The sequence below is a fragment of the Prosthecomicrobium sp. N25 genome (assembly GCF_037203705.1).
Taxonomy (GTDB): domain Bacteria; phylum Pseudomonadota; class Alphaproteobacteria; order Rhizobiales; family Ancalomicrobiaceae; genus Prosthecodimorpha.
On record NZ_JBBCAT010000001.1, the window covers coordinates 1,379,511 to 1,403,210 of the forward strand.

At 70.2% G+C, this 23,700-nt stretch carries 22 protein-coding genes and 2 tRNA genes; 14 read left to right on the forward strand and 10 right to left on the reverse strand.

Annotated elements, in window-relative coordinates; all coding sequences use genetic code 11:
* Window positions 1–103: 103 nt before the first annotated feature.
* Entirely contained in the window at window positions 104–1,096 is a 993-nt protein-coding gene (locus tag WBG79_RS06245; protein ID WP_337356246.1) for an L-threonylcarbamoyladenylate synthase, read from the reverse strand.
* Between the two features lie 119 nt (window positions 1,097–1,215).
* On the opposite strand from WBG79_RS06245, the gene WBG79_RS06250 reads away from it, so the two are divergent.
* The 4 genes from WBG79_RS06250 to WBG79_RS06265 all read left to right on the forward strand — a co-directional run bounded on the left by WBG79_RS06250 (window position 1,216) and on the right by WBG79_RS06265 (window position 5,638).
* Entirely contained in the window at window positions 1,216–2,985 is a 1,770-nt protein-coding gene (locus WBG79_RS06250; protein WP_337356247.1) for an acyl-CoA dehydrogenase, read from the forward strand.
* 202 nt (window positions 2,986–3,187) lie between these two features.
* Window positions 3,188–4,093, forward strand: a complete 906-nt coding sequence (locus WBG79_RS06255; RefSeq protein WP_337356248.1) for a metallophosphoesterase — start codon at window positions 3,188–3,190, stop codon at window positions 4,091–4,093.
* 234 nt (window positions 4,094–4,327) lie between these two features.
* Window positions 4,328–4,504 (forward strand): hypothetical protein, encoded by a 177-nt coding sequence (locus WBG79_RS06260; protein WP_337356249.1) that lies wholly within the window; start codon window positions 4,328–4,330, stop codon window positions 4,502–4,504.
* Between the two features lie 156 nt (window positions 4,505–4,660).
* Window positions 4,661–5,638, forward strand: a complete 978-nt coding sequence (locus tag WBG79_RS06265; protein WP_337356250.1) for a magnesium transporter CorA family protein — start codon at window positions 4,661–4,663, stop codon at window positions 5,636–5,638.
* Between the two features lie 12 nt (window positions 5,639–5,650).
* On the opposite strand, the gene pdxH is transcribed toward WBG79_RS06265, so the two are convergent.
* Window positions 5,651–6,289, reverse strand: coding sequence for a pyridoxamine 5'-phosphate oxidase (gene pdxH, locus WBG79_RS06270; RefSeq protein WP_337356251.1), 639 nt, complete (start codon window positions 6,287–6,289; stop codon window positions 5,651–5,653).
* Between the two features lie 15 nt (window positions 6,290–6,304).
* Here pdxH and WBG79_RS06275 point away from each other — a divergent pair, with 15 nt between their 5' ends.
* The 5 genes from WBG79_RS06275 to WBG79_RS06295 all read left to right on the forward strand — a co-directional run bounded on the left by WBG79_RS06275 (window position 6,305) and on the right by WBG79_RS06295 (window position 10,543).
* Window positions 6,305–6,796, forward strand: coding sequence for an RT0821/Lpp0805 family surface protein (locus WBG79_RS06275; RefSeq protein ID WP_337356252.1), 492 nt, complete (start codon window positions 6,305–6,307; stop codon window positions 6,794–6,796).
* Between the two features lie 137 nt (window positions 6,797–6,933).
* On the forward strand, window positions 6,934–7,878 hold the full coding sequence (locus WBG79_RS06280; RefSeq protein ID WP_337356253.1) for a DnaJ C-terminal domain-containing protein: 945 nt from the start codon (window positions 6,934–6,936) through the stop codon (window positions 7,876–7,878).
* A 213-nt stretch (window positions 7,879–8,091) separates the two neighbouring features.
* Window positions 8,092–8,250, forward strand: a complete 159-nt coding sequence (locus WBG79_RS06285) for a hypothetical protein (protein WP_337356254.1) — start codon at window positions 8,092–8,094, stop codon at window positions 8,248–8,250.
* 8 nt (window positions 8,251–8,258) lie between these two features.
* A complete protein-coding gene (locus WBG79_RS06290) occupies window positions 8,259–8,876 on the forward strand; it encodes a DUF4760 domain-containing protein (RefSeq protein WP_337356255.1) in 618 nt (205 codons plus the stop codon).
* Window positions 8,877–9,073: 197 nt separating this feature from the next.
* Window positions 9,074–10,543, forward strand: coding sequence for an undecaprenyl-phosphate glucose phosphotransferase (locus tag WBG79_RS06295; protein WP_337356256.1), 1,470 nt, complete (start codon window positions 9,074–9,076; stop codon window positions 10,541–10,543).
* Window positions 10,544–10,558: 15 nt separating this feature from the next.
* Here WBG79_RS06295 and WBG79_RS06300 read toward each other — a convergent pair whose 3' ends face one another.
* Together WBG79_RS06300 and WBG79_RS06305 are read right to left on the reverse strand one after the other, a co-directional pair.
* A complete protein-coding gene (locus WBG79_RS06300) occupies window positions 10,559–11,308 on the reverse strand; it encodes a DUF1194 domain-containing protein (protein WP_337356257.1) in 750 nt (249 codons plus the stop codon).
* A 125-nt stretch (window positions 11,309–11,433) separates the two neighbouring features.
* Window positions 11,434–13,020, reverse strand: a complete 1,587-nt coding sequence (locus tag WBG79_RS06305) for a gamma-glutamyltransferase family protein (protein ID WP_337356258.1) — start codon at window positions 13,018–13,020, stop codon at window positions 11,434–11,436.
* A 237-nt stretch (window positions 13,021–13,257) separates the two neighbouring features.
* Between WBG79_RS06305 and WBG79_RS06310 the strand changes: the two genes are divergently transcribed.
* The gene (locus tag WBG79_RS06310) at window positions 13,258–13,461 is read left to right on the forward strand and encodes a hypothetical protein (protein WP_337356259.1); all 204 of its coding nucleotides are present in this window, start codon (window positions 13,258–13,260) and stop codon (window positions 13,459–13,461) included.
* 6 nt (window positions 13,462–13,467) lie between these two features.
* On the opposite strand, the gene WBG79_RS06315 is transcribed toward WBG79_RS06310, so the two are convergent.
* A tRNA-Gln gene (locus WBG79_RS06315) sits at window positions 13,468–13,539 on the reverse strand.
* Window positions 13,540–13,716: 177 nt separating this feature from the next.
* Here WBG79_RS06315 and WBG79_RS06320 point away from each other — a divergent pair.
* Both WBG79_RS06320 and WBG79_RS06325 read left to right on the forward strand, forming a co-directional pair.
* A tRNA-Pro gene (locus WBG79_RS06320) sits at window positions 13,717–13,793 on the forward strand.
* Window positions 13,794–13,898: 105 nt separating this feature from the next.
* Window positions 13,899–14,819 carry an MBL fold metallo-hydrolase gene (locus WBG79_RS06325; protein WP_337356260.1) on the forward strand — a complete coding sequence of 307 codons (921 nt, stop codon included), beginning with the start codon at window positions 13,899–13,901 and terminating at the stop codon, window positions 14,817–14,819.
* 2 nt (window positions 14,820–14,821) lie between these two features.
* Here the strand turns inward: WBG79_RS06325 and WBG79_RS06330 are convergent, their stop codons facing one another.
* The 3 genes from WBG79_RS06330 to WBG79_RS06340 all read right to left on the reverse strand — a co-directional run bounded on the left by WBG79_RS06330 (window position 14,822) and on the right by WBG79_RS06340 (window position 18,094).
* A complete protein-coding gene (locus WBG79_RS06330) occupies window positions 14,822–15,601 on the reverse strand; it encodes a DUF1499 domain-containing protein (protein WP_337356261.1) in 780 nt (259 codons plus the stop codon).
* 91 nt (window positions 15,602–15,692) lie between these two features.
* Window positions 15,693–16,787 carry a M48 family metallopeptidase gene (locus WBG79_RS06335; RefSeq protein ID WP_337356262.1) on the reverse strand — a complete coding sequence of 365 codons (1,095 nt, stop codon included), beginning with the start codon at window positions 16,785–16,787 and terminating at the stop codon, window positions 15,693–15,695.
* Window positions 16,787–18,094: a YjgN family protein gene (locus tag WBG79_RS06340; RefSeq protein ID WP_337356263.1), complete on the reverse strand. Its 1,308-nt coding sequence runs from the start codon at window positions 18,092–18,094 to the stop codon at window positions 16,787–16,789. Before WBG79_RS06340 ends, WBG79_RS06335 begins: the two co-directional genes overlap by 1 nt.
* A gap of 304 nt (window positions 18,095–18,398) precedes the next feature.
* Here WBG79_RS06340 and WBG79_RS06345 point away from each other — a divergent pair, with 304 nt between their 5' ends.
* Entirely contained in the window at window positions 18,399–19,367 is a 969-nt protein-coding gene (locus tag WBG79_RS06345; RefSeq protein ID WP_337356264.1) for a class I SAM-dependent methyltransferase, read from the forward strand.
* A gap of 211 nt (window positions 19,368–19,578) precedes the next feature.
* Here WBG79_RS06345 and WBG79_RS06350 read toward each other — a convergent pair whose 3' ends face one another.
* Entirely contained in the window at window positions 19,579–20,109 is a 531-nt protein-coding gene (locus tag WBG79_RS06350; RefSeq protein WP_337356265.1) for a hypothetical protein, read from the reverse strand.
* 53 nt (window positions 20,110–20,162) lie between these two features.
* Entirely contained in the window at window positions 20,163–21,794 is a 1,632-nt protein-coding gene (locus tag WBG79_RS06355; RefSeq protein ID WP_337356266.1) for a long-chain-fatty-acid--CoA ligase, read from the reverse strand.
* A 499-nt stretch (window positions 21,795–22,293) separates the two neighbouring features.
* Between WBG79_RS06355 and WBG79_RS06360 the strand changes: the two genes are divergently transcribed.
* The gene (locus tag WBG79_RS06360; RefSeq protein ID WP_337356267.1) at window positions 22,294–23,586 is read left to right on the forward strand and encodes a pilus assembly protein TadG-related protein; all 1,293 of its coding nucleotides are present in this window, start codon (window positions 22,294–22,296) and stop codon (window positions 23,584–23,586) included.
* Window positions 23,587–23,700: the final 114 nt, after the last annotated feature.

Below are 23,700 nucleotides of genomic sequence, written 5' to 3' on the forward strand. Positions count from 1 at the left end.
TCCCGACGTGGCATTACGCATGCCAACGCGGCGGTTATCGGAATTGTGAACCGATGGCCCGCGACCGCCGTGACGGAAATCAAAATGCGACTCAGCCCTTTGGCTAGGTCGCCGGCCGCGGCGCCGCCGCCCGCGCCAGCCGGTCCCGAATGGCCTCGCCCAGGCCCTCCGCCGGGATCGGGACGACCGCGATCCCGGCCGCTCCCGCGGCGTCGAGCTCGCGCAGGTGCCGGAACAGGTTGGCGGCCGCCTCCGCGAGGTCGCCCGACGGGCTGAGATTGCGCATCGCCACGGGCTCGCCCGGAGGCGGCGCCGGCCCGAACGCGAGGAGCGCCTCCCCGGGCTCGACCCCGGTCGCGTCGAGCCGCACCCTTGCGTGCGGGGCGTAGTGGGACGCCAGCAGCCCCGGCGCCAAGGGACGCTCCGGATCCGCTCCGGCGCTCCCCGACAAGAGCGGCATCCCGGCGACCCGCTCCAGGTCGGCCCGCGCCACGCCCCCGGGCCGGAGCAGCTGCAGGTCGTCCCCCAGGCAGGCCACGATGGCGGATTCCACCCCGACCGGCGTCGGCCCGTCGTCGAGCACCACGTCGACCCGCTCGCCGAGCTCGGCCACCACGTCCTCCGCCGAGGTCGGGCTGATGCGTCCGGATCGGTTGGCGCTCGGAGCCGCGACCGGCCGGCCGAAGCGGGCGAGGAGCGCCCGCGCGACCTGGTTCCCCGGCACCCGCAACCCCACCGTATCGAGCCCCGCGGTCGCCAGGTCCGCGATCGGCGAGCCCGGGCGCCGCGGCACCACCAGCGTCAGAGGCCCGGGCCAGAAGGCCTCCGCCAGCCGACGCGCCGCAGGGCCGAAGACGCCGTGCCGTTCGGCGGCCTCCAGGCTCTCCACATGCGAGATCAGCGGATTGAAGCTCGGCCGCCCCTTGGCGTCGTAAATCCGCGCCACCGCCCGCCCGCTGGTCGCGTCGGCGGCGAGGCCGTAGACCGTCTCGGTCGGCAGCCCGACGAGCCCGCCGGCGGCCAGCGCCGCCACGGCGGCTTCGATCCCCGCCTCCCGCTCGGCCGGCTCCCTCATCCGAAAGACGCGTGTCGCCATGCCGTCTCGGACCCTTCGGGCCATTGACCTGCCGGGGCCGACGCCTATCGTGCGGCCCGGGTCGGGGCGAGGCCTAGGGTTCCGGCCGCCCCGCGTCAAGCCGCAGCCCCGAGGAAGCCATGCCCTATCGCGCGCCGGTCGCCGACATCGCCTTCACGCTCCGCCATGTCGCGGGTCTCGGAACCGCCATCGGGGCGGGCCTCTTCGGCGACCTGACCCCCGATCTCGTCCAGCAGATCCTGGAGGAGGCGGGCCGCTTCGCCACGGAACGCGTCGCGCCGCTCTTGGCGGTCGGTGATCGCGAGGGAGCGAAGCTGGCGGATGGCGCCGTGACCATGCCGCCGGGCTGGCGCGACACCTACCGGGCCTGGTGCGAGGCGGGCTGGAACGGCTTGACCGGCCCGGCCGAATACGGCGGGCAGGCGCTGCCGACGATGCTCTCGGTCGCCACCCAGGAGATGTGGAACGGCGGGTCCATGGCCTTCGGCATCGGGCCGACCCTGACCATCGGCGCCATCGAGGCGATCTCGACCCATGGCTCGGACGACCTCAAGGCCCGCTACCTTGAAAAGCTCGTCACCGGCGAGTGGACCGGCACCATGAACCTGACCGAGCCCCAGGCCGGCTCGGACCTGAACGCCCTCAAGGCCCGGGCGGAGCGCCGGCCGGACGGCACCTACCGCATCTTCGGCCAGAAGATCTTCATCACCTACGGCGACCACGATCTGACCGACAACATCGTCCACCTCGTCCTCGCCCGCCTTCCAGACGCCCCGCCCGGCACCCGCGGCATCTCGCTCTTCCTGGTGCCGAAGATCCTCGTGAACGAAGACGGTACGCTCGGCGCCCGCAACGACGTCCGCTGCGCCGGCGTCGAACACAAGCTCGGCATCCACGCCTCGCCGACCTGCACCATGGTGTACGGCGACGAGGGCGGGGCCGTCGGCTACCTGGTCGGCGAGGAGAACCGCGGGCTGGCCTGCATGTTCACGATGATGAACAACGCCCGCCTGATGGTCGGCATCCAGGGTGTCGCGGTGGCCGAGGCCGCCTTCCAGCACGCGCTCGCCTACGCGCAGGAGCGCCGGCAGGGCAGGGCGCCGGGCTGGCGCGGCGAGGGCATGAGCCCGATCGCGGCCCACCCCGACGTCGCCCGCATGCTCCTGACCCAGAAGGCCCTGACCGCCGCGGCCCGCTCGATCTGCTACGCCTGTGCGGCCGCCATCGACATGGCGCATGTGACAGAGGGGGACGACGGCCGGCGCTGGCAGGAGCGCGCGGGCCTGATCACCCCGCTCGCCAAGGCCTTCTCCACCGACGTGGGCGTCGAGGTCGCCTCGCTGGGCATCCAGGTGCACGGCGGCATGGGCTACGTCGAGGAGACCGGCGCCGCCCGCTTCCTCCGCGACGCCCGCATCGCCCCGATCTACGAAGGCACGAACGGCATCCAGGCGATCGACCTCGTCGCCCGCAAGCTGCCGCTCTCCGGCGGCCGGGCCCTCGCCGACTACCTGGCCGAGCTGAGGGCGGACGCGGTCCGGGCCCGGGACGCGAACCGTCCCGACTTCGGCCGCATGGGCGAGGCCGTGCTGGCCGCCCTCGGCGACGTCGACGCCGCCACGGCCTGGATCGAGGCCAAGCGGGAGGCCGATCCCCAGGCCGTCCTGGCTGCCGCGGCGTCCTATCTCCGCCTTCTCAGCCTCGCCGCCGGCGGGGCCTACCTGGCGCGCGGCGCGGTCGCGGCCGCGGGCGAGGCGGACGGCGACGGCCGGGTCGCACTGGCGCGCTTCTACGCGGAGCACCTCCTCGGCGAGACCTCGTCCCTGCGGGCGCGCGTCGTGAACGGCTCGGAGGTCGTCGGCGCGGCGTCCGCAGCGCTCGCCTCCTGAGGCCGCGCGCGGTCCCTTGACCCGGAATTTACGCTAGGTCCGCATCATGGCCGGGCGTCGCCGGAGATCGTCCTCCCGCGGACGTGCCGACGGTTCTGCCTCGTTCCCGGGTGCGCCCGCGCCCGGCCCGGTTTCGGCGCCAATTCCGCCCGCATCGGCCGCTATCCCGGCCCGCGTCGAACGATCGGATCGCACCCTGCCGATGATCTCCCGCCGTCGCTTCCTCCAGGGCCTCGCCACCTCGACGACCGCCTTCCTGTCCCTCGGCGGCTATGCGGTCGGCTGGGAGCCGCGCCATCGACTCGAGGTCACCCGATACGACCTGCGCCTGCCGCGCTGGCCGGCCGACGCCCCGCCTCTGACCGTCGCCCTGATCGCCGACCTGCACGCCGTCGACCCCTGGATGCCGGTGTCCCGCATCGCCGAGATCGTCCGCGTCACCAACGAGCTGAAGCCCGACCTCATCCTGCTCCTCGGCGACTATGTCGGCACCATGCGCTTCGCCAACCGGGTCCTGGAGCCGCGCGAGTGGGCGGCACCGCTCGCCGCCCTCCGGGCCCCGCTCGGCGCCTACGCGATCCTGGGCAACCACGACTGGTGGTGGCTCGGCAATCCCGAGCCCGTCCGCCGCGCCCTCGAGCACGTGGGCATCCCGGTGCTGGTCAACCGGGCCCTGCGCCTCCGCAAGGGGCCGCACGACCTGTGGGTCTCCGGCACCGACAGCATGATCGCGGAGGTCGGCGCGGGCGGTTTCCTGTCGCGGGCTGATCTGGACAAGGCCCTCTCCGGCATCGACGGCGGCGCCCCCGTCATCCACATGGCGCACGAGCCGGATCTCTTCGTCGGCATACCGGACCGCGTCGCCCTGACGGTGTCGGGCCACACCCACGGCGGCCAGGTGCGGATGCCGGTCGTCGGCCCCCTCGTGGTCCCCTCGTCCTACGGCCGGCGCTTCGCCTACGGGCACGTGCGGGAAGGCGGGCGCCACCTCCTGGTCTCCGGCGGCCTCGGCTGCTCGACCCTTCCGATCCGCTTCCTCGCCCCGCCCGAGGTGGTGCTGGCGCGGCTTTCGTCGGACATAACGCCGCAGACACCGGTCGTTGGTTAACCGGTTGCTAAGATTGTAGGCTTAGCGCTCTTTTCATGGGCAAATTTTTCATGAACATTCCTGCATGCGGCCGACGAAAAAACACGAGAAGGCCCCATTCGGAGACGAACTCTAGGGAACCTGAGGTCAGCTGGCTGTCAGGTTGAGCCCGCCCGAGGAACGAGTTCGGGACCGGATGCGTAGGGAGAGAGGGTCCGCGGCTCGTGGCGGACCCGCGACAGACCGAGGATCATCATGTCTGGCAAGGAAGCACAGAGTCAGGATCGCCAATTCACCCAGGAGGTGCCGTCCCGACGGGAGACCGTCGTGCTCGACAAGCAGTACAAGTCGATCGGCATTTCCGCCGTGAGCGCGGCCGCGGCCTTCAAGGCGCGCAAGCCGAAGCGCCCGGCCTCCGACCAGATGTCCTGACGACGCCCCGGCCGCGCCCCGGCGGGCTTCCCGCCCGCGGGGCCGCGCCGTCCGCGAGGCCGCGTCCGGAGGTCCGCCCCGCGGCGCCTTCGCGCATCGTCGTCCTGCGCGTTTCCGGCTCGACAGCCGCGCCCCCGGCCGGCTACTGACGGGCGCATGCTGACGCTCTACACCGGCCGCGACACCTGCCTCGTCCACACCGAACCCGTCGCCGGGAGCGCATGCGACGGCGTGGTCTGGTTCGACCTCGTCTCCCCGACCGCCGAGGAGGACCGCTTCGTCGAGCGGCAGATGGGCGTCTCGATCCCGACCCGCGACGAGGCCCTGGAGATCGAGACCTCGAGCCGCCTCTACGAGGAGGGCGGCGCCCTCTACATGACCGCCGTCACGCTCTGCCAGGCGGACAGCGAGCGTCCGGGCACCACGACCGTCACCTTCATCCTCGCGGCCAACCGCCTCGCCACCGTCCGCTACGAGGACACCCGGCCCTTCTCCCATTTCGAAGGCCGCGCCCTCAAGCCCGGCTCGGGCGTCCTCGACGGCACCGACGTGCTGCTCGGCCTCACCGATTCGGTCGTCGACCGGGTCGCCGACGTCCTGGAGCGGGTCGGCGCCGAGGTCGACCAGATCTCCTCCCAGATCTTCGCCCACGACATCGGCTCGCGCGACGCCCGCTCGCGCGACTATGGCCGGCTCATCCGCGCCATCGCCCGCCAGGGCCATACGATCGGCAAGACGCAGGAGAGCCTGGTCTCCTTCAGCCGCCTCCTCGGCTTCTTCGCCGAGCAGGGTCCGCAGAGCGGCCTTACCGTCGAGGAGAAGGGCCACATCACGACGCTCCAGCAGGACATCAAGTCGATCAGCGACTACGCCACCGCCCTCGACAACAAGGTGGTGTTCCTGCTCGACGCCACGCTCGGCCTCGTCGGCCTGGAGCAGAACACCATCGTCAAGATCTTCTCGGTGCTCGCCGTCGTGTTCATGCCGCCGACCCTCATCGCCTCGATCTATGGCATGAACTTCCGCCTCATGCCCGAACTCGACTGGACCTTCGGCTACCCGATGGCCCTCGGCATGATGCTCGCCTCGGTGCTCGTCACCTACACGGTCTTCAAGTGGCGCGGCTGGCTCTGAGCCGGTCCCGCCTCACGGGTAGAGCCGGTCCTTCGCCCAGGCCTCGCCGGGAGCCGCCCGGCGGAACGTGATCCGGTCGTGCAGCCGGAACGGCCCGTCCTGCCAGAACTCGAAGGCCACCGGCACGATCCGGAACCCGGACCAGTAGGGCGGCCGCGGCACCTCCCCGATCGCGTATTTCAGGCCAAATTCGGCGACCGCCTTTTCCAGCGCGAAGCGGCTCTCCAGGGGGCGGGACTGCTTGGACGCCCAGGCGCCGATCCGGCTCGTCCGCGCCCGACTGGCGAAATAGGCATCCGCCTCCGCTTCCCCGACGAGCTCGACCGGTCCGCGCACCCGGACCTGCCGGCGCAGGCTCTTCCAGTGGAATAGCAGCGCCGCCTTCCGGCTCGCCAGGATCTCCCGTCCCTTCTGGCTCTCGTAGTTGGTGTAGAACACGAAGCCCTGCTCGTCGGCGCCCTTCAGCAGGACCATCCTCACGTTCGGCAGGCCGGTCTCGTCCACGGTCGCGAGCGCCATGGCGTTGGGATCGTTCGGCTCCTTCTCGGAGGCCTCCCGCATCCACTCGGCGAACAGCCGGAACGGCTCCTCGGCGCTCGTGAAGTCACCGGTCGTTAACGCAGGTCGGACATTGTCGGGGATATCGGTCATCGCGTGGAGGGTTCCGTGGCCGGGCTGGTCCGAAGTTTGTATCGCGTCGAGGGCCAGGTCCGCCAGCGGCACCCTGCATGGCCGGTCTTCTGGATGCTGGTCGCCTCCGCGAGCCTCGGCGCCTGCAGCAGCCTCGGCACCGTGGAGACCACCGGCTCCGTCCAGACCGCCGTTCCCGCCCCCGAGCCCGAGCCGAAATCGGCCGACGCGCAGGGTGCGGAGAGCGACTGGGCGACCGTCGGCAAGACGCTCGCCAGGGCGGCGCCGGTCCGCGAGACCCGGGTCGAGTGGTCGAACCGCGAGACCGGCAACTCCGGCACCATCTCGGACGTGATCGCCGCGGCCCCGCGCGCCGGCACGCCCTGCCGCTCCTTCGCCACCACCTTCGCGTCGCTCGACGGCGTCCGCCTCTACCACGGCGAGGCCTGCCGCTCCGGCCCCGACGCCTGGGAGGTTGTCACGGTCCGCCCCGCCGAAGCCAAGGGGCAGGCCGGCGGACGCACCTGACGGCCCCAAGTCCGGCTGCTTTTCGCGTCCCGCCCGCCGCCACCCCTGGCATCGTTCCCCTGCGCTCCCCACATCACGCCCGTGTTACAGTCCGGACGGCGGCCCGAATCGCGTCCGGGCAGGGGGTATGACCGACCATGCGTGATCCTTACGATGTGCTCGGCGTGGCGCGGGGCGCGAGCGAGGACGAGATCAAGAAGGCCTTCCGCAAGGCCGCCAAGAAGCATCATCCCGACCAGAACCGCGAGAACCCGAAGGCCAAGGACGCCTTCTCGGAGATCAACGCCGCCTACGAGATCCTGGGCGACAAGGAGAAGCGCGCCCAGTTCGACCGCGGCGAGATCGACGCGGAGGGCAAGCCCCGCTTCCAGGGCTTCGGCGGCCGCGGCTTCGAGGGGTTCGGCCGCGGCGCCGGCCCCGGCGCCGGGGCGCGCGGTGGCGGCCAGGGAATCTTCGACGACTTCCTGACCGACATCCTCGGCCAGGCCATGGGCGGCGGCCGGGGCACCGGCGGCTTCCGGCGCACGAGCTTCGACTTCGGTGGCGCCGGCCCAGGCTCCGAACATGGCACAGAGCGCCACCGGGGCGAGGACGTGGCCGCCACCGTCGAGGTCGCTCTGGAGGACCTGGTCGACGGCGAGAAGGTCCGCGTCACGCTGCCGAGCGGCAAGGTGCTCGACGTCTCGCTCCCCGAGGGCGTCACCAACGGCCACAAGATGCGCCTCAAGGGCCAGGGCCATCCCGGCTCCGGCGGCGCCGCGGCCGGCGACGCGATCCTGACCGTCCTGTTCCAGAAGCATCCGGTCTGGACCGTCGACGGCTTCGACCTGCGCGGCGACGTGCCCGTCGCCCTCGAGGACGCGGCGCTCGGTGGCAAGGTGCGGGTCAACACCCTCGACGGGCCTGTTGAGATGACGATCCCGCCGAAGTCCACGGGCGCCCGGGCGTTGCGCCTGCGCGGCAAGGGCCTCCCCAACAAGTCCGGCGGCCGCGGCGACCTCTACGTCTCGCCCCGCATCGTTCTGCCCGAGGGCGGCGATGCCGAGCTCGAGGGCTTCCTGCGCGCCCGCCGCAGCCGTTGATCCGCAAGGCCGGGCCGCGTCACCACGGTTTCGCCGCCAAGCGCGTCCATTCTGCCCTCGTTCATCTTGGATGCGCTAGACCGGTGCCGTCGGATACGACGAGCGTGATCCGGTCGGGCCGGCAGGCCCGGTCCGGATCTCGCGTTCCCCAGCCGGGGCGGTGGGCCCCGACCCGGGCCCCGACCCGTTCCTGAGCAGGCTCCGAGTGGAATGATGAAGAAGATCCTCGTGATGGCGATGATGTTCGTCGTGACCGGCACCACGCTCGCAGAGGCGCAGTTCCGCCCCCGCCCCTCCGCACCGCGTCCGCCCTGGCAGGACGTCTGCTGCGGCGGGCCCTGCTGTCCGAAGCCCATCCGTCCGGGACGCTGACCGACTCGATGACCTCCAGGCCCGCGGACATCAGCAAGACCGAGCAGCCGCTCCGTCCGGGGCGGGTGGCCGGTCTGAGGCGTCCCGCGGCCGTCCTCGGCCTGACCCTGTTCGCCACCGCCGGCTGGGGCTGGGCGGCCTACGAGCGCTTCGTCGAGGTCCCCCACGCCGCCGCCCGCCAGCGCGTCGCCACCAGCCTCGACCTCCTCGACAAGTGGGCCGACGGCGAGGCCCAGCGCGCCTACGTCAAGCTTTCCGAGGAGCTCAAGCCCTGGTGGACCATGATCCAGGACCAGCAGCGCCGCATCATGGCGGCCCGCTCGGACCAGGAGCGGGATGCCCTGATCGCGAGCCGGGACGATCTCCTTTTGGCCTTTATTCGTGAGCACGATCTCGCCGCCTCGGTCGAACTGCTCGTCGACGCCTTCGACCAGTTCGACCGCTGCATCACCCTCGACGCCTGCGACGAGGAGATCATCCGAAAGTCCATAGCCATCGACGTGAAGCGGATCTACCGCACCTTCAAGCCCTTCATCCAGGCCCGCCGGGATACCGACAACACCGGCGAGCGAGACAAGGATTTCGGCAAGGGTCTCGAGGATCTTTTCTTCCGCTTCCTGAGTTGACTGGTCCCCCTCTGCGCGGCGACCGACTCCCGCGTCGAATCGGCATGACGCTCAATCTGATTGGAACGGAGAACCCCATGGTCAGCACCAACGATAACGTTTCGGTAACTTTACTCAACCGTGAGCGGAGCCTTGTGGCTTACCGTGGCTGAGTGGTACCATCCGGCATCTGTGCGTCCAGCGAGAGTTGCCAGTCGATGAGAGAGCTGGATATGGTTGTGGCGGCCGATGCGTCGGCGGCCGAATCCCTGGCATTCGAGCCGCGGATCCGCTGGTCTCGGGAAGCCCTCATCGGCGGCATCCTGACGATCGACGTCCTCATCATCGCGATCTCGGCGCTCCTGGCCGACCTGTCCTACAAGTCGTTCCTCACGCAATCCGGCCCCGAACTCGGCGAGTCCATCCGGATCGGGCTGTTCGCCACGGCCATCTTCTCCGGGTTCGTGGCCTGGCGCGGCGGATTCGACGTCGAGGCCATCGCGGACGCGCGCCGGCAGAGCCGGCTGGCCGCCCAGGGCTGGATCTTCGTCTTCTTCATGATCGGCTGGGGCGCCTTCCTCACCAAGATGACGGCGAGCTACTCGCGCGGTGCGATCCTCACCTGGTTCGTGTTCGGCGGCCTCGCGCTGCAGGCCTTCCATTATTTCGGCAGCGTCTGGCTGTCGCGCCGCCTGTCCCGCCGCGAGCTCTCGCTCAGTCGCGTCCATGTCGTCGCGGTCGCCGAGGCCGACCGCTACCACGCCATGTCGGGCCGCCTGGCCGAACTCGGCATCGAGCCCGTCGGCGTCACCACCATTCCGACCTCGAAGCTCGGCCGGCCCGACTTCTACCGCGCCTGTGTCACGGCCGCCGACGACGCCCGCCGCTCGCTCGCCCAGTCCGGCGTCGACGCCGTCCATGTTTTCGTGCCCTGGAACAACCGGCGCGCCTTCGACGAGCTGCGCGCGGTCCTGTCGACCCTGCCCGTGCCGGTCCTGCTCTTCGCCGACGACAACGCCCAGCATCTTCTCGCCCATCGCCGCCAGACCTTCGGCGACCTGGACGCCTTCGAGGTGCAGCGCGCGCCGCTCTCCTTCGCGGAGCGCGCCGTCAAGCGTCTGCTCGACATCGCGGTCGCCGGGACGGCCCTCGTCCTCCTATCGCCGCTGATGCTCATGACCGCCCTGGCGATCATGGTCGAGACCGGGCGGCCCATCTTCTTCCTGCAGGATCGCAAGGGCTTCGGCGGCCGTCTCTTCCGCATCCTGAAGTTCCGCACCATGACGGTGCAGGAGAACGGCCCGCAGGTCGAACAGGCCCGCCGCGGCGACCCGCGCATCACCCCGCTTGGCCGCATCCTGCGCCGGACCAGCCTCGACGAGCTGCCCCAGCTCGTGAACGTCCTGCGGGGCGAGATGTCGATCGTCGGCCCGCGGCCGCATGCGGTCGCGCACGACAACCTGTACGACCGCCGGATCGGCACCTACGCGCTCCGCCATCACGTCAAGCCGGGCATCACCGGCTGGGCCCAGGTGCACGGCTTCCGCGGCGAGACCCGCGAGGACTCGCAGATGGAGGCCCGCGTCGAACTTGACCTCTGGTACATCAACAACTGGTCGTTCTGGCTCGACCTGCGCATCATCATGCGCACCGCCGTCATGGTCCTGGTCGACCGCAACGCCTACTGACGGGCGCCCGGCGGCTCACTCTACGGGAGGATACCGGCCGGGCCCGGCGTGGCGCGGGCCGGCCTGCGGCTCCGGACCGGCGATCTCGAGCACCAGCTTGCGCCGGACCGCCTCGGGAAAGCTCGTCGTCTCGTCCACCGTCACGATGAAGGCCCCGGGCCCGCCGATCACGTCACGGCGGAAATGCTCGGTCAGCGGCTCCCCCTGCACCCGCCGCACGACGCCGCCGGGGCGCGAGATCACCAGCCCGTTGATGGTGACTCCCTTCGCCACCGCGTCGTCCCGCGCCGCCGTGATCTCCCGCCCCCCGATGTTCGGCCCGTCGGCCGAGACGTCGATCACCTTCTGGGTGCCCTCGAAGGCGTTGCGCTCGATCAGGCCCACGGAGAAGTCGATCGCGTTGGAGATCGAGTTGTAGCCGTAGGCCGCGCGCGGCCGTGTCACGAGCTTCTCCCCGAAAGCCGCGGCGCTCGCCAGGTCGTGCACCACCGCCCAGTCGACGATCACGTGCTGCGACGTCGGCCCGCCCCACTCGATGTAGGTGAGCGCGATCTTCCCCGTCAGGCCGGACCGGATCGCCCGCTGCACCTCGGGGGAGACGAGCGCGTCCGCGTATCCCTTGCGCTGGAGCGCCAGTTCGTCGGCATCGATCGACCCCGACCCGTCCGCCGCGAGCACCAGCTCCAGGTCGACCTCCTCGGCCACGGCCGGCAGAGCAGGGACGGCGAGACAGGCGAGGACGGCAAGCATGCGGGCGACAGTCATCGAGGCACCTCCGCTCGGCTGCCATACGCCCGGGAGGATAGGGCGGATCTCCCCCGAGGTCTCCCCGTGCCTGCGCCGATCCGCCCTCCGCCGGAGCCGGGGAGAGCGCCCGGCCGGCGAGGCCTTCAGAGGCCGACGGCTGCGCCGTCGCTGCGCGGGTCCGCGGCGCCTTCGATCAGGCCGCCCGGATGGAGCACGATCGCGCCGGCATGCCCCATCATCTCCTCGAACGGCCCGACCACCTGGATCTCGTGGCCGGCCGCGCGCAGCCGCTCCACCAGCGCCGCGTCGAGCCGCGATTCGATCTTGAGGTTCGAGGTCGCCGCGCCCCAGGTCCGGCCGAGGAGCCAGCGCGGCGCGGTCACGGCCGCCTGAAGGTCGGAGCCGAACAGGGCGTAGCGGCTGAAGACCGCCGCCTGCGTCTGCGGCTGGCCCTCGCCGCCCATCGTCCCGTAGACCATCCGCCGCCCGTCGCCGAGCTCCGCGAAGGCGGGCTGGATGGTGTGGAACGGCCGCCGGAACGGCTTCAGCCCGTTGAAGTGCCCGGGCGTGAGCGAGAAGGAGGTGCCCCGGTTCTGCCAGGTGACCCCCGAGCCGGGCAGGACGAGGCCGGAGCCGAACTCCCAATAGACGCTCTGGATGAAGCTCACGGCGCGGCCCTCGCGGTCGATCGCGCCGAGCCAGACCGTGTCGCCCGGCGCCGCCGGCTGCGGCCAGGGCAGGGCGCGCCCGCGGTCGATGCGCGCCGCCGCGGCGTCGAGCACGTCGTCAGCCAGGAATTCGATGGCGGCGCGCGTCATGTAGGCGGGGTCGCAGACGTGCCGGTCGCGCACCAGGAAGGCCTGCTTGGTCGCCTCCACGAGCCCGTGCACATGCTCGATGCCCTCCGCGGTCGTGACGCCCAGCCGTGCGAAGATCCCGAGGATCATCAGCGAGGCGAGGCCCTGGGTGGGCGGCGGCAGGTTATAGGCCCGGTGCGGCCCGACCGCGACCGACAGCGGCTCGACGTCCAGCGCCCGGTGGCGCTCGAGGTCCGCGAGCCGCAGCGGCGAGCCGGCCGCCTCGAGGTCGCCGGCGAGGCTGCGGGCGAGGTCGCCGCGGTAGAAGTCGTCGAGGCCGGCCCGCGCCAGATGCTCCAGCGTATCGGCCACCTTGACCTGACGCAGACGGTCGCCGGCCGCCACGAGCCGCCCCTCCGGCGCGTAGGTCGCCCGGAAGCCCGGCACCGGGTCCAGCTCCGGCGCCTTCTCGGCCGCATTGCGCGCCAGCGTCCGCGTCACCGCGACGCCGTCCCGGGCGAGCCGGATCGCGTCCTCGAAGAGCCGCGCGAGCGGCATCGGCCGGCTCGTCAGGGTGGCGTTGAGGGCAAGCGCCCGCGCCCAGCCCGAGACGGCGCCCGCGACGGTGAGCGCCGCGCGCGCCCCGCGCGCCGGGATGGCGGTCTCGCCGGCATAGAAGTCCGGGCTCGCCAGCCCGGCGGCCGCCCCGCAGGCGTCGATGCCGGCGGGAGCCCGGCCCGGCACGGAGACGATCCAGAAATTGTCGCCGCCGAGCCCGTTCATGTGCGGATACGCCACCGCGATCGCGGCGGCCGCCGCCACCATGGCCTCGATGGCCGTGCCCCCATCCTCGAGCACCCGCGCCCCGGCGCGGGCCGCCAGATCGTGGGGTGCCGTCACCATGCCGCCGTGGCTACGCTTCGTCTCGAGCATGCGATGTCGCCCTCCGCTGCCCCGACCATAAGCCATTGCGCCCCCGCCTCCGCAAGGGATGGCCGCCCCCGCTCCGGCCCGGGAGGGGCCCGGCGGGCGGTTCGCACCGGCCTCCTGTGGCTCTACGGAACAGAAGCTCGTCATTATGCACAGTGACGGACAGATTACACATTCCGTATGGGTAATTTATGCAATAGGTTGCAGATAAAATCAGGTGGGGAGGCTGCGGTGGAGCGAGTGGCACTGGACGAATTCGTGGCCCGGCTGCGCAGCCTCGGCGTGCGTGAAGTCACCATAGAACACCACGATGTGGAGTCGGGCTCCCCGCAAAGCATCGCCTGCAAGTTCCACTTCATGACCGGCACGTTCAATGACAGCGGCGAGTGGGAGATGCAGATCATCGAGCCCGAGGGGTGGGCCGGCTCCGGGGACCCCGACTAGATCGAGATGGGGCGGCAGGATTCGAACCTGCGGATGGCGGAATCAAAATCCGCTGCCTTACCACTTGGCGACGCCCCAGCAATGCCGCTGACGGCGGCGCGGGGCCGCGGTCGGGCCGGGATGCTATAGCGGCTTCGCGGCGGGGTCGCAACCGACCGGAGGACCGGGGACGGCACGGTCCGGAGCCCCGGTGCAAACCGAAATTCACCGCTTGCGGTGCCGGATCGCGGTCGCTATAAGACCGGCCTGCGACGGCGGAGTGTAGCGCAGCCTGGTAGCGCACCTCGTTCGGGACGAGGGGGTCGTGTGTTCGAATCACACCACTCCGACCAATCGCATCAAGGACTTGGCGTCCCGGGCCAGGTCGACGGAAAGATGGACCCCGGCCGCGAGGCGGGGTTTTTTCATGTCCGTTCGACGCGCCGGCGGATGACCCCATGAGCCTCGGACCGCCCCGCTTCGACCGCGCCTTCGACCCCCGCCACGGCGAGGCCGTGCGCCTGTCACCGCTCGTCCGCCGCGTGACCGTCCGCAACCCCGGCCCCTTCACGTTCCACGGCACCAACACCTATCTGGTCGGCGACCGCGACCTCGCCGTAATCGACCCCGGGCCGGACTATCCCGCCCACCGGGAGGCCCTCCTCGACGCGATCGGGCCCGCCCGCGTCGCCGCGATCCTGGTCACCCATACCCACCGGGACCACTCCCCCGGCGCCCGCGCGCTCGCCGCCCTGACCGGCGCGCCGGTCTACGGGGAGGGGCCGCACCGGCCCGCCCGGCCGCTGAACCTCGGCGAGATCAACCCGCTCGACGCCTCCGGCGACAAGGACTTCGTGCCCGACCGCAAGCTCTCCGACGGCCAGTCCGTCGCCGGGCAGGGCTGGACGCTGACGGCTCTGGCCACGCCCGGCCACTGCGCCACCCACCTCGCCTTCGCATTCCCCGAGGAGGAGGCCCTCTTCTCCGGCGACCATGTAATGGCTTGGTCGACCTCCATTGTCGCCCCGCCGGACGGCGCCATGCGCGACTACATGGCCTCGCTGGAACGCCTCGTCGGCCGGTCCGAGACGGTCTACTGGCCGGGCCACGGCGGGCCGGTCCGCGACCCGCAGGACTTCGTCGCCGCGCTGAAGGCCCACCGGCTGGGCCGCGAGAAGGCCGTGCTCGACCGGGTGGCCGCCGGCGACGACACGATCCCCGCCATGGTCTCGGTCATCTATGCCGACGTCGACCGCGCCCTGCACGGCGCCGCCGCCCTGTCCGTGCTCGCCCATGTGGAGGACCTGGCCGAGCGCGGGCTGATCCGCGCCGACGGACCGGTCTCGCTCCAAGCCACCTACCGGCTCGCCCGCGACTGACCTCAGCCGAAACTCTCCGCCACCAGCGCATCGAGGTCGGAGAGGAAGCCGCGGATGCGCCGCACGTTGGCGCCGAAGTCGTGCTCGCCCCAGCGCGAGGAGGAGCGGATGTCGATCTTCGAGCCGCCGTTCCCCTCGGCGTAGATGCGGATGACCACGTCGTCCTCGAAGCCGAACACCAGGGTCCGGGCGACCGCCTCGATGCGCGCCCGGTCGCCCTCCTCGCGCGCCGGCAGATCCTCGGTGACCCGCCACCCGGCCTTCTCAACCACCCGCCGCGCCGCCGCGTAGAGCTGCTCGGAGCCGATGTCGAAGTGGCGCGTCTCGATGTCGGGAAACAGGATGCGCTGGCGCTCCAGCTCGGCCGGGGCCGGCGGCCGGGTCGGGTTCATGGCGCCGATCCGCGCGAAGGCGGCCGCCTTGTAGAGCGGCGGGTCGGCGGTGTCGGTCGAGACGTCGTTGATCCGCGGGTAGCTGTAGATGCCCCAGGCCGCATAGCCCGCCGGAACGAGCGCGATGAAGCCGTAGATCAGCCCCCGCGCGGCCTGGCTCGCGCCCAGGAAGCCCTTGTCCCAGATGATCTTGGCGCCCGCCGCCGAGAGCACCACGGCGATCCAGCCGAGGATCGTCGCCACACTCGTGATGCCGACCGCGTGGTCGGCGCGCAGGCCGAAGAAGCGGTGCCCGGCGACCGCGATGATCAGCACGGGGAGCGCCAGCGCGCCGAACCGGCGGCCCCACTCGGCGGCACGGGATCGACGCTGGATCGGACGGTAGAGCATGCGGATCGGGCGCTCGGCTCGGGGACCTCCCCTTCGCGATACCACAGCCCGCCCGATCCCGACAGCGATTCTCGGGCTGCCGCCGGGCCCCTCAGCTGCAGATCGCCCGGAGGCTCGCCCAGCCGGCCGCGTCGAGCAGGGCGGGGCCCTTCGCCCGGCCGGCGCCCGCCTTGCGCAAGGCCTCCGCGCGTGCCGCCGTGTCCGGATGGGTGGACAGCCAGGAGAGCGCGCCGTCGAGCTTCGGCCCGTCCGCGGTGATCCGCTCCAGTGCGGTGCCGAGCGCGCCGCCGTCGCGGCCGACCCGCCCCATGAGGTCGACCGCGAAGTCGTCCGCCATGGTCTCCGCGCCGCGCGAATAGCTCGCGTCGATCAGCGTCCGCCCGACCGCCACCGCGATGGTCGAGCCCGTGAAGTCGCCGACCACGACGCCGACCAGGATCGACAATCCGGCCGACTTCAGCACCCCGCGCATCGCGTCCCGGTGCACCACGTGGCCGAACTCGTGGGCCAGCACGCCGGCGAGCTCGTCCGGACCCTGCATCCGGTCGATCAGCCCGCGCATGACCAGGACATGGCCGCCCGGCAGCGCGAAGGCGTTCGGGACCGGCACGTCGACCACCTCGATCGTGATCGGCATCGGTGCGCGCGCCGCCGCGACGAGCGGCGCGGTCAGGCGCTCGAGCGCCGCCTTGCCGGCCGGCGCGGCGCAGAGGCGCGGGGCTTGGCCCCGGTTCAGCGCGGCGAGGATCTGCGGCTTGACGCTGCCGCCGAGCTTCTGCTCGACCGGCACCGGCACCAGCGGCGCAAGCTTGTCGGCCGCCGCCGGGATGCCGATCCACACCAGCCCCACCAGGGAAGCGACCGCCGCCGCGAACCAGGCCCCGACCTTCGCGACCCCGGCCCAGGAGGTGCCGTCCCGGTCAGGGAGGGCCCGGAGCGCGGGGCCGACGTCGCGGAGCGCATCGGCGTCGGAGATCTCCAGGCGGGCATCCTCCGCCGCCGTGCTGGCGAGCCGGAGCAGGCCTGGCCCCGAGTCCGCCCTCCGCACGCTGCCGAGCGGCCAGGCGGCGATCGCGCCACCCTCGGCCGACAGGATGGTGACGCCGGCGAGGTCGAGGACGAAGCGGACGGCGGAGCCGCGGGAGCTCCGTCCGTCGTAGTAGAGCGCGGGGCCCTCGATGCGCATCAGATTGCCCCGAAGTCGTAGGAGCTGGCGAAGTCGTCGCCGACGCCCGAGGCCTGGTCGCGCCGCGCCCCGATCCCCGACAGATGCTCGATACCGTCGACCACCACCGACGTCACCACCTTGCCCCACAGCGCGGCGGTGACCAGCCGGGTCTTGAGCGTGCCGATGAGCCAGACCGCGACGAGGTAGACCCCCGCGAAGGCCACGATGCCGGCGGGCGACATGTCGTCGAAGCCGCCGACCGCCGCGAGCACGCCCGCCGTGACGGCCGCCAGGCCCGCGAAGGTGAGGGCCGCGACCAGCATGAAGAGGAGATAGCTGCCGTAGATCGACAGTGCCGAGAAGTCGGAGCGGAACGTGGTGCCGCCGAGGGAGGTGCGGCCCATGAAGCTGCGGATCTCACGGGCGCGGTAGACCGGCCAGAGCAGGATGGGCGCCACAAAGAGCCACACGGCGGCCCCGATCGCCACGCCGATCGCCGCGGTGAGCGCCGCCGGGGCATTCGGGCCTAGCGTGAGCTTCGGCATGCCGTCCGCGCCGGCGGTCGTCTGGATGTAGCCCGCGAGCGTGTCGATCGGGGCGATCGAGAGGACGTGGACGACCGCGAAGACGAGCGGCAGCACGGCGGCGGCGATGAAGAGGATCCAGGGCAGCAGCATCGCGAGGCCGCTCGCCCGGCATTCGAACTTGCGGTCGCCATACCAGGTGTTGTTGACGCGATAGCGCTCCTGGCTCGCCCGGTAGAACGGGAAGGCGAGCGTCGCGGTCAGCATGGTGAGGAAGCCCCACCCCATGGCGCGCAGCGCATAGGCCGCGGCCGAGCCGGTCTGCCCGAAGCGGACGCCGCGCCACAGCGTGCGGGTCAGCCGGTAGCGGCGCGCCCGGAACATGGCGAAGCCGATGAAGAAGAAGAGGCCGAAGATGAAGACCAGGTTGGCGATCGTGCCGAACACGCCGCCGACGTCGAGCTGCGCCAGGAAGGACAGGAGGTAGAGCGGCGCCAGGATGGCGAGCATGATCAGGAAGCCGATGAAGATCTCCTTCGCGGTCCCCGTGTACTCGAAGTTCGACCCGCCGAGGGCGGAGCGGCGCCAGAGCTGGCGGCGCAGGTCGGTGATGTACCAGAAGCGGTAGATCCCGAGCGTCAGGATGGAGAAGAGCCCGCCCAGGAAGGCGAGGCGCATGATCCCCGGCGAGGTGGCGTCGTAGTAGGCGCGCACGGCGCCCGTGCCGAGGCGCGGCGTCTCGGCGCGCGGCGCGGCCGGTGCGGCGGCGGCGAAGCGGTCGTCGAAGGGGATGTCGGTCATGGGCTGGGCTCCCGTCGGCCCGGCGGGTCCGTCCCGCCGGCTTTGTGGCCCAATCAAGGCAGACCGAAGGTGAGCCCCCCGTGAACGGCGCGTCAAGCCGGCTGTCAGGAACGCGGCTTGTGTACCGGGACGCTCGCTGGATCGGCCGGCCGGCCGGCGCGGTCGTTGCTGGTGACCACTGGCTCTGCAGGCTTGCCATGATGGAGGAAGATGAGACGTAGAGTCAACAAATGAGCCACAAGGCTTGACGAAAGGTAATGTACTGCTAGTTTCTAGGTGTGGGATGATTCCGGAGGCTTCCATAATGAACCCCGATGCGTTATTCGAATATCAAGTGGATTTCCGAAACTACGTCGAGGCGGCCAGGGTACCATATAATATTCTTGCATCTAACGTTAAGGAGCATCTGGGCGGCTTCGGGGGGAAGCTAATTCTCGATCTAGGCGTTGGCTTCCAGCTAACGCACGGCGGCCTCACTCTCGCACTTGCTCTGCTGGATGGCGCGCGACAATGCTATGGCATCGACATCGCCCATCCCGACCTTCACGCGGCAGACCCGAACAAGGTCGCATTCTGGAAACAAGCAAGGGACTTGCTCGGGATCGAAGTACAAGGCCTCGAAGGGGGGCGAGTTGTATTTGCATCGACCGACATTTTACACTTTGACGATTTCTATTCGAAGATTACATTGCTACAGATGTCCGCATCAGAAATTTATTTTAAGGACAACATGTTTGATATAGTGATTTCCAATGCTGTGTTTGAGCATGTCCAAAATCCTAAGAGGGTGCTCACTGAACTTTATCGCGTGCTGAAGCCGGGTGGTGGAGCAGCGATCAATTGGAACCCCTACGCGGGCTTCCGGATGGGCGGGCACGATATCGGAATGCCATATCACTATCCTTGGGCGCACTTGCGGCTACCGGAAGACCGGCACGTAGAGATGCTAGGCCAAGTCTTCAGCAACCCTGCTCTCTATTCGACAGCCTTTCCGCCGCAGCACACTCCCACCCCTGAGAGGGCTGCAATCTATGCAAAAGATCCAGCCTTGTTCCGAAAGCAGATTTCATACGATCTGAACAAGATGCGAATCCCAGAGTTCTTGGACTACGCGCACTCGGCAGGTTTCGAGCTCCTTAGCTCCGTCCCCCATATCCCAGATGAGGATAGGAGATTCCTGACTCCGGAGATACTCGCGGAGCTTAGTCAGTACGGGGAGGATGAACTCCTTCAGCTCTTCCACACGGCGGTGTTGCGCAAGCCTGCTGGGTGACTATGCATTTCGAGCATACCAAGAATCAGACTGACCGGTTCCTCCGCTTGACGACGTCTGCGGCATACAGAGTCTGTGGGATGCCGGGCCTTCTTTCAGCGGCCCGTGCAAAGGAACCGGACGGACCAACTCCAGCGTGCCGGTATGAGGGAACGGCGACGGCCGCAGGGTCGTAACTCTGCGACCTTGCCTGCAATTCTTGTCGAAAGCCTCAGTAGGCCTCCTCGCCCGTCCCCACCAGGTTGCCCTCCGCGTCGAGGCCCATCTCGCAGACGAGCGCCACGAGTGCGACGGCCGAGGCGGTCGGCACGGGGGCGTCGGGACGGCCGGCCGCCGTGCCGGGCCGCTCCAGGAGGGCGCGCGGGTAGGTCTCGCCGCCGAAGCGCGAGGCGTAGCGCAGGAGGTCGTAGGCATGCGCGTAATAGGCGCGGCGGCGGTCGAGATACTCGAAGAGGATGACCGAGCGCGTCTCGATGAGGCACATGTGGATGATCTCGATCGCCTTCATCTCCTCGCGGCTGAGGCTCTCGAAGTCCGGCCACGGGTGGCTCTGGCTCGGGATGCCGTCGCTGCGCACCACCGCGACCGCATAGGGCATCAGGAAATTGAGCCCGCGCTCGGGCCCGCCGAGCGGGGCGCGCTCGTCGGGGCGGAACCAGCCGGGACGATAGAGGGCGTCGCTCCTCAGGTCGGCGAGGCCCAGGTCGTAGGCGGTCCGGATCAGGTCACGTTCGGCAGTCATCGTGGTTCTCCGTTCATGATACCGGCCCCCCGGTGGTGATGGCGTCCTCTCTGTCAACTCGTCCCCGGGAAGCGATAGTCCCGGAACTGCTCCCTCAGCGTGGTCTTCTGGATCTTCCCCGTCGCGGTGTGCGGGATCTCGGGCACGACCACGACGTCGTCCGGCATCCACCACCGGGCGATCTTGCCTTCCATGAAGCCGAGGATCGACTCCTTCGACGGCTCCCGGTCCTTGCGCGGCACCACCACCAGGAGCGGCCTTTCGTCCCACTTCGGATGGGCGATCCCGATCACCGCCGCCTCAGCGACGTCCGGATGGCCGACCGCCAGGTTCTCCAGGTCGATCGACGAGATCCACTCGCCGCCCGACTTGATGACGTCCTTCGCCCGGTCGGTGATCTGCATGTAGCCGTAGGGATCGATCGTCGCGACGTCGCCGGTATCGAACCAGTGCTCGGCATCGAAGGACTCCGCGCCCGTCCCCTTGAAGTAGGACTCCGCCACGGCCGGCCCGCGCACCTTCAGCCGCCCGAAGGTCTTGCCGTCGTGCGGCAGCGGGCGGTCCTCGTCGTCCGTGATCTTCATCTCCACGCCGAAGGGCGGCGACCCCTGCTTCACCTGCAGGTCGAGCCAGGCTTCGTCGTCCGCCGGCCGGGTCTCCGGCTTGGGCGTGCAGATGGTGCCGAGCGGGCTCATCTCCGTCATGCCCCACGCGTGCCGGACCTCCACCCCGTAGCGCTTCAGGAACTTCTCCGTGATGGCGCGCGGGCAGGCCGATCCCCCGATCACGACGCGCTTGAGGCTGGTCAGGTTCCCGCCGGTCGCCTCCAGGTGCTGCAGCAGCATCAGCCAGACGGTCGGCACCGCAGCCGTGAAGGTCACGCCGTAGGCCTCGAGCATCTCGTGCACGGCGGCGCCGTCGAGCCGCCCCCCGGGCAGCACCAGGCCGGCCCCGGTCAGCGGCGCCGTGAAGGCGAGGGACCAGCAGTTGGCGTGGAACATCGGAACCACGGGCATGACCACGTCGGCCGCCCCGATCCCCATCATGTCGGGCGTCGCGGCCATCCAGGCGTGCAGCACGTTGGAACGGTGCGAGTAGACGACGCCCTTGGGGTGGCCGGTCGTGCCGGAGGTGTAGCACATGCCCGCCGCGGTGTTCTCGTCGAACGCACGCCACGCGAAATCGCCGTCCGCCTCGGCCAGCCAGTCCTCGTACGCCACTGCGTTGGCAAGCGAGGTCGCCGGCATGTGGGCGGCGTCGGTCAGCACGACGATCCGCTCCACCGTCGGGAGGGCGGCGGCGATCTTCTCCACGATCGGCAAGAAGGTGAGGTCGACGAAGAGGAGCCGGTCGGCCGCGTCGTTGATGATCCAGGCGATCTGGTCGGGGAAGAGCCGCGGGTTGACCGTATGGTAGACGGCCCCGATCCCCAGGAGCCCGTACCAGACCTCCAGGTGCCGCCAGGTGTTCCAGGCCAGCGTCGCGCAGCGGTCGCCGAGGCGGATCCCGTGCCGGTCGAGGCGCTGGGCAGCCCGCAACGCGCGGGCCCGCAGGTCGGCGTAGGTCGTGTGGTGGATCGGCCCCTCGCAGGATCGGCTGACGATCGGCCTGCCCCCGTGCTGGAGCGCCGCGTGGTCCAGGATCTTGGTGCACAGGAGCGGCCAGTGCTGCATCGTGCCGAGCATTGGAGCGTTTCTCCGGTCGTTTCTTGGTTCGGGGTCCGGCCTTCGGGTGAGGATCGCGGGTCGAGGCCGCGCTGTCCAGTCGGCACCTTACGGGACGGCCGGCTCCCGGACGGCAGGCTCGGCCGAAGGACCCCGCGGGTCGGGGGCCGGGCGGGCCAGCGGCCCGCCAGGGCGATGAACGATCTCGGCAAGGGCCCCCGGGCCGCTCCCGCCGGCCGCGCCGCCTGCTGGCACGACCGTCCGGAGGCGAACCCGTATTGTTCCGAAACGGAACAACCGTACTCCATCCGCACAGCATACACCGGCGGCGCATGTCCGGTTGCGGGCCTGCGTTCCTTAACGAAAGATTGATGAGTACCCCCTCCCGCGGGCCGCCGTTTACGTCTGATCGGAAAACGCCTTTCCGATCAGAGCGGCGCGGTCTGGCACGGCGGGGGCGGGGGGCGCTGGCACGCGGGTTGCGATGGGAAGGCCAGACCGCCTTCCGAGGACCGACCCCATGACCCGCAGCCTCTTCCCCGCCCTCACCGACTTCGCCCGCGACGAGCGCGGCTCGATCGCGGCGACCTTCGGCGGCGCGCTCCTCGGCATCATGGTGACCACCGGAGTCGCCGTCGACTACAGCCGCGCCGCGGCGGTCCGCAGCGAAATGCAGGGCGCCGCGGACGCCGCCTCGCTCGCCACCGCCCGGGCGATCGCCGCCGGCGAGAGCGACACCAAGAAGCTCCAGGCCGTCGCCCGCTCCATCTTCGACGCCAACATGCGGGCCGACATCGCCGAGACCGTGAAGTCGGCGGACTTCAAGGTCGTCACCGACCTGAAGACCAAGACCGCGAGCGTCAAGGCGACCGCGCACATGAAGACGGTCCTCATCGGCATTGCCGGCGTCGACGTGGTCGACCTCGGCGTGTCCTCCGACTCGACCGTCGACGGCACGAAGTTCGAGATCGCCATGATGGTCGACATGACCGGCTCGATGGCGTCCAAGCCGAAGGCCGGCGGCCCGACCAAGATCGCCTCCCTGAAGTCCGCCTCGACGGACTTCATCAACACGCTCCTGCCGGCGAACGGCGCCAACAAGGAGGTGGTGCGGATCGGCGTCGTCCCCTTCGCGGCCTCCGTCAACGCCGGCGCCTACGCGGCCGCGGTGAGCGGCGGCAAGAGCACCGCCTGCGTCACCGAGCGCTACCTGTCCGGCGTCATCGACAGCTCGGACGCGAGCGGCAAGGTCTCCCCCGTCGGCGTGTCCGCCGCCGCCGACTGCCCGGCCAACAAGGTCCGTCCGCTCACCAACGACCGCACCGCCCTGCTCGCCGACGTCTCCGCCTTCACGGCGAGCGGCACCACCGCCGGCCACCTCGGCACGATCTGGGCCCGCTACGTCCTCTCCGCCAAGTGGAGCGACGTCTGGACCGGCGCGGCCGCCTCCGCCACCGGCGCCAAGGGCGTCCGGAAGGTGGCGATCCTCATGACCGACGGCCTCTACAACACCTCCTACGGCACGACCGGCAAGCAGACCGTCGTGGAGCCCAACCCGGCCTCCATGGACGCCGCGCTCGCCGCCTGCGGGGCCATGAACAAGGAAGGCATCACGGTCTACACCATCGGCTTCGACTTGACCGGCGCCTCCGGCACCTGGGCCAAGAAGATGCTCGAGGATTGCGCCTCGACCATCACGGACCAGAACGGCGTCAAGCGGAAGGCCTTCTACGACGCCGCCGACGGCGCCGCCCTCAAGGCCGCCTACGACGAGATCGCCGCCCAGATTCTCAAGATCCGCCTCTCCTCCTGATCGCGGCGGAGACGGAATTTAAGCAGACCTTTTCACCAGTGGTTCTTGCAGGAAAACCAGGGGAGCTCCCGATCAGGGGCTCCCCTTTTTCACGAGGACGGCCCGCCCGGCATG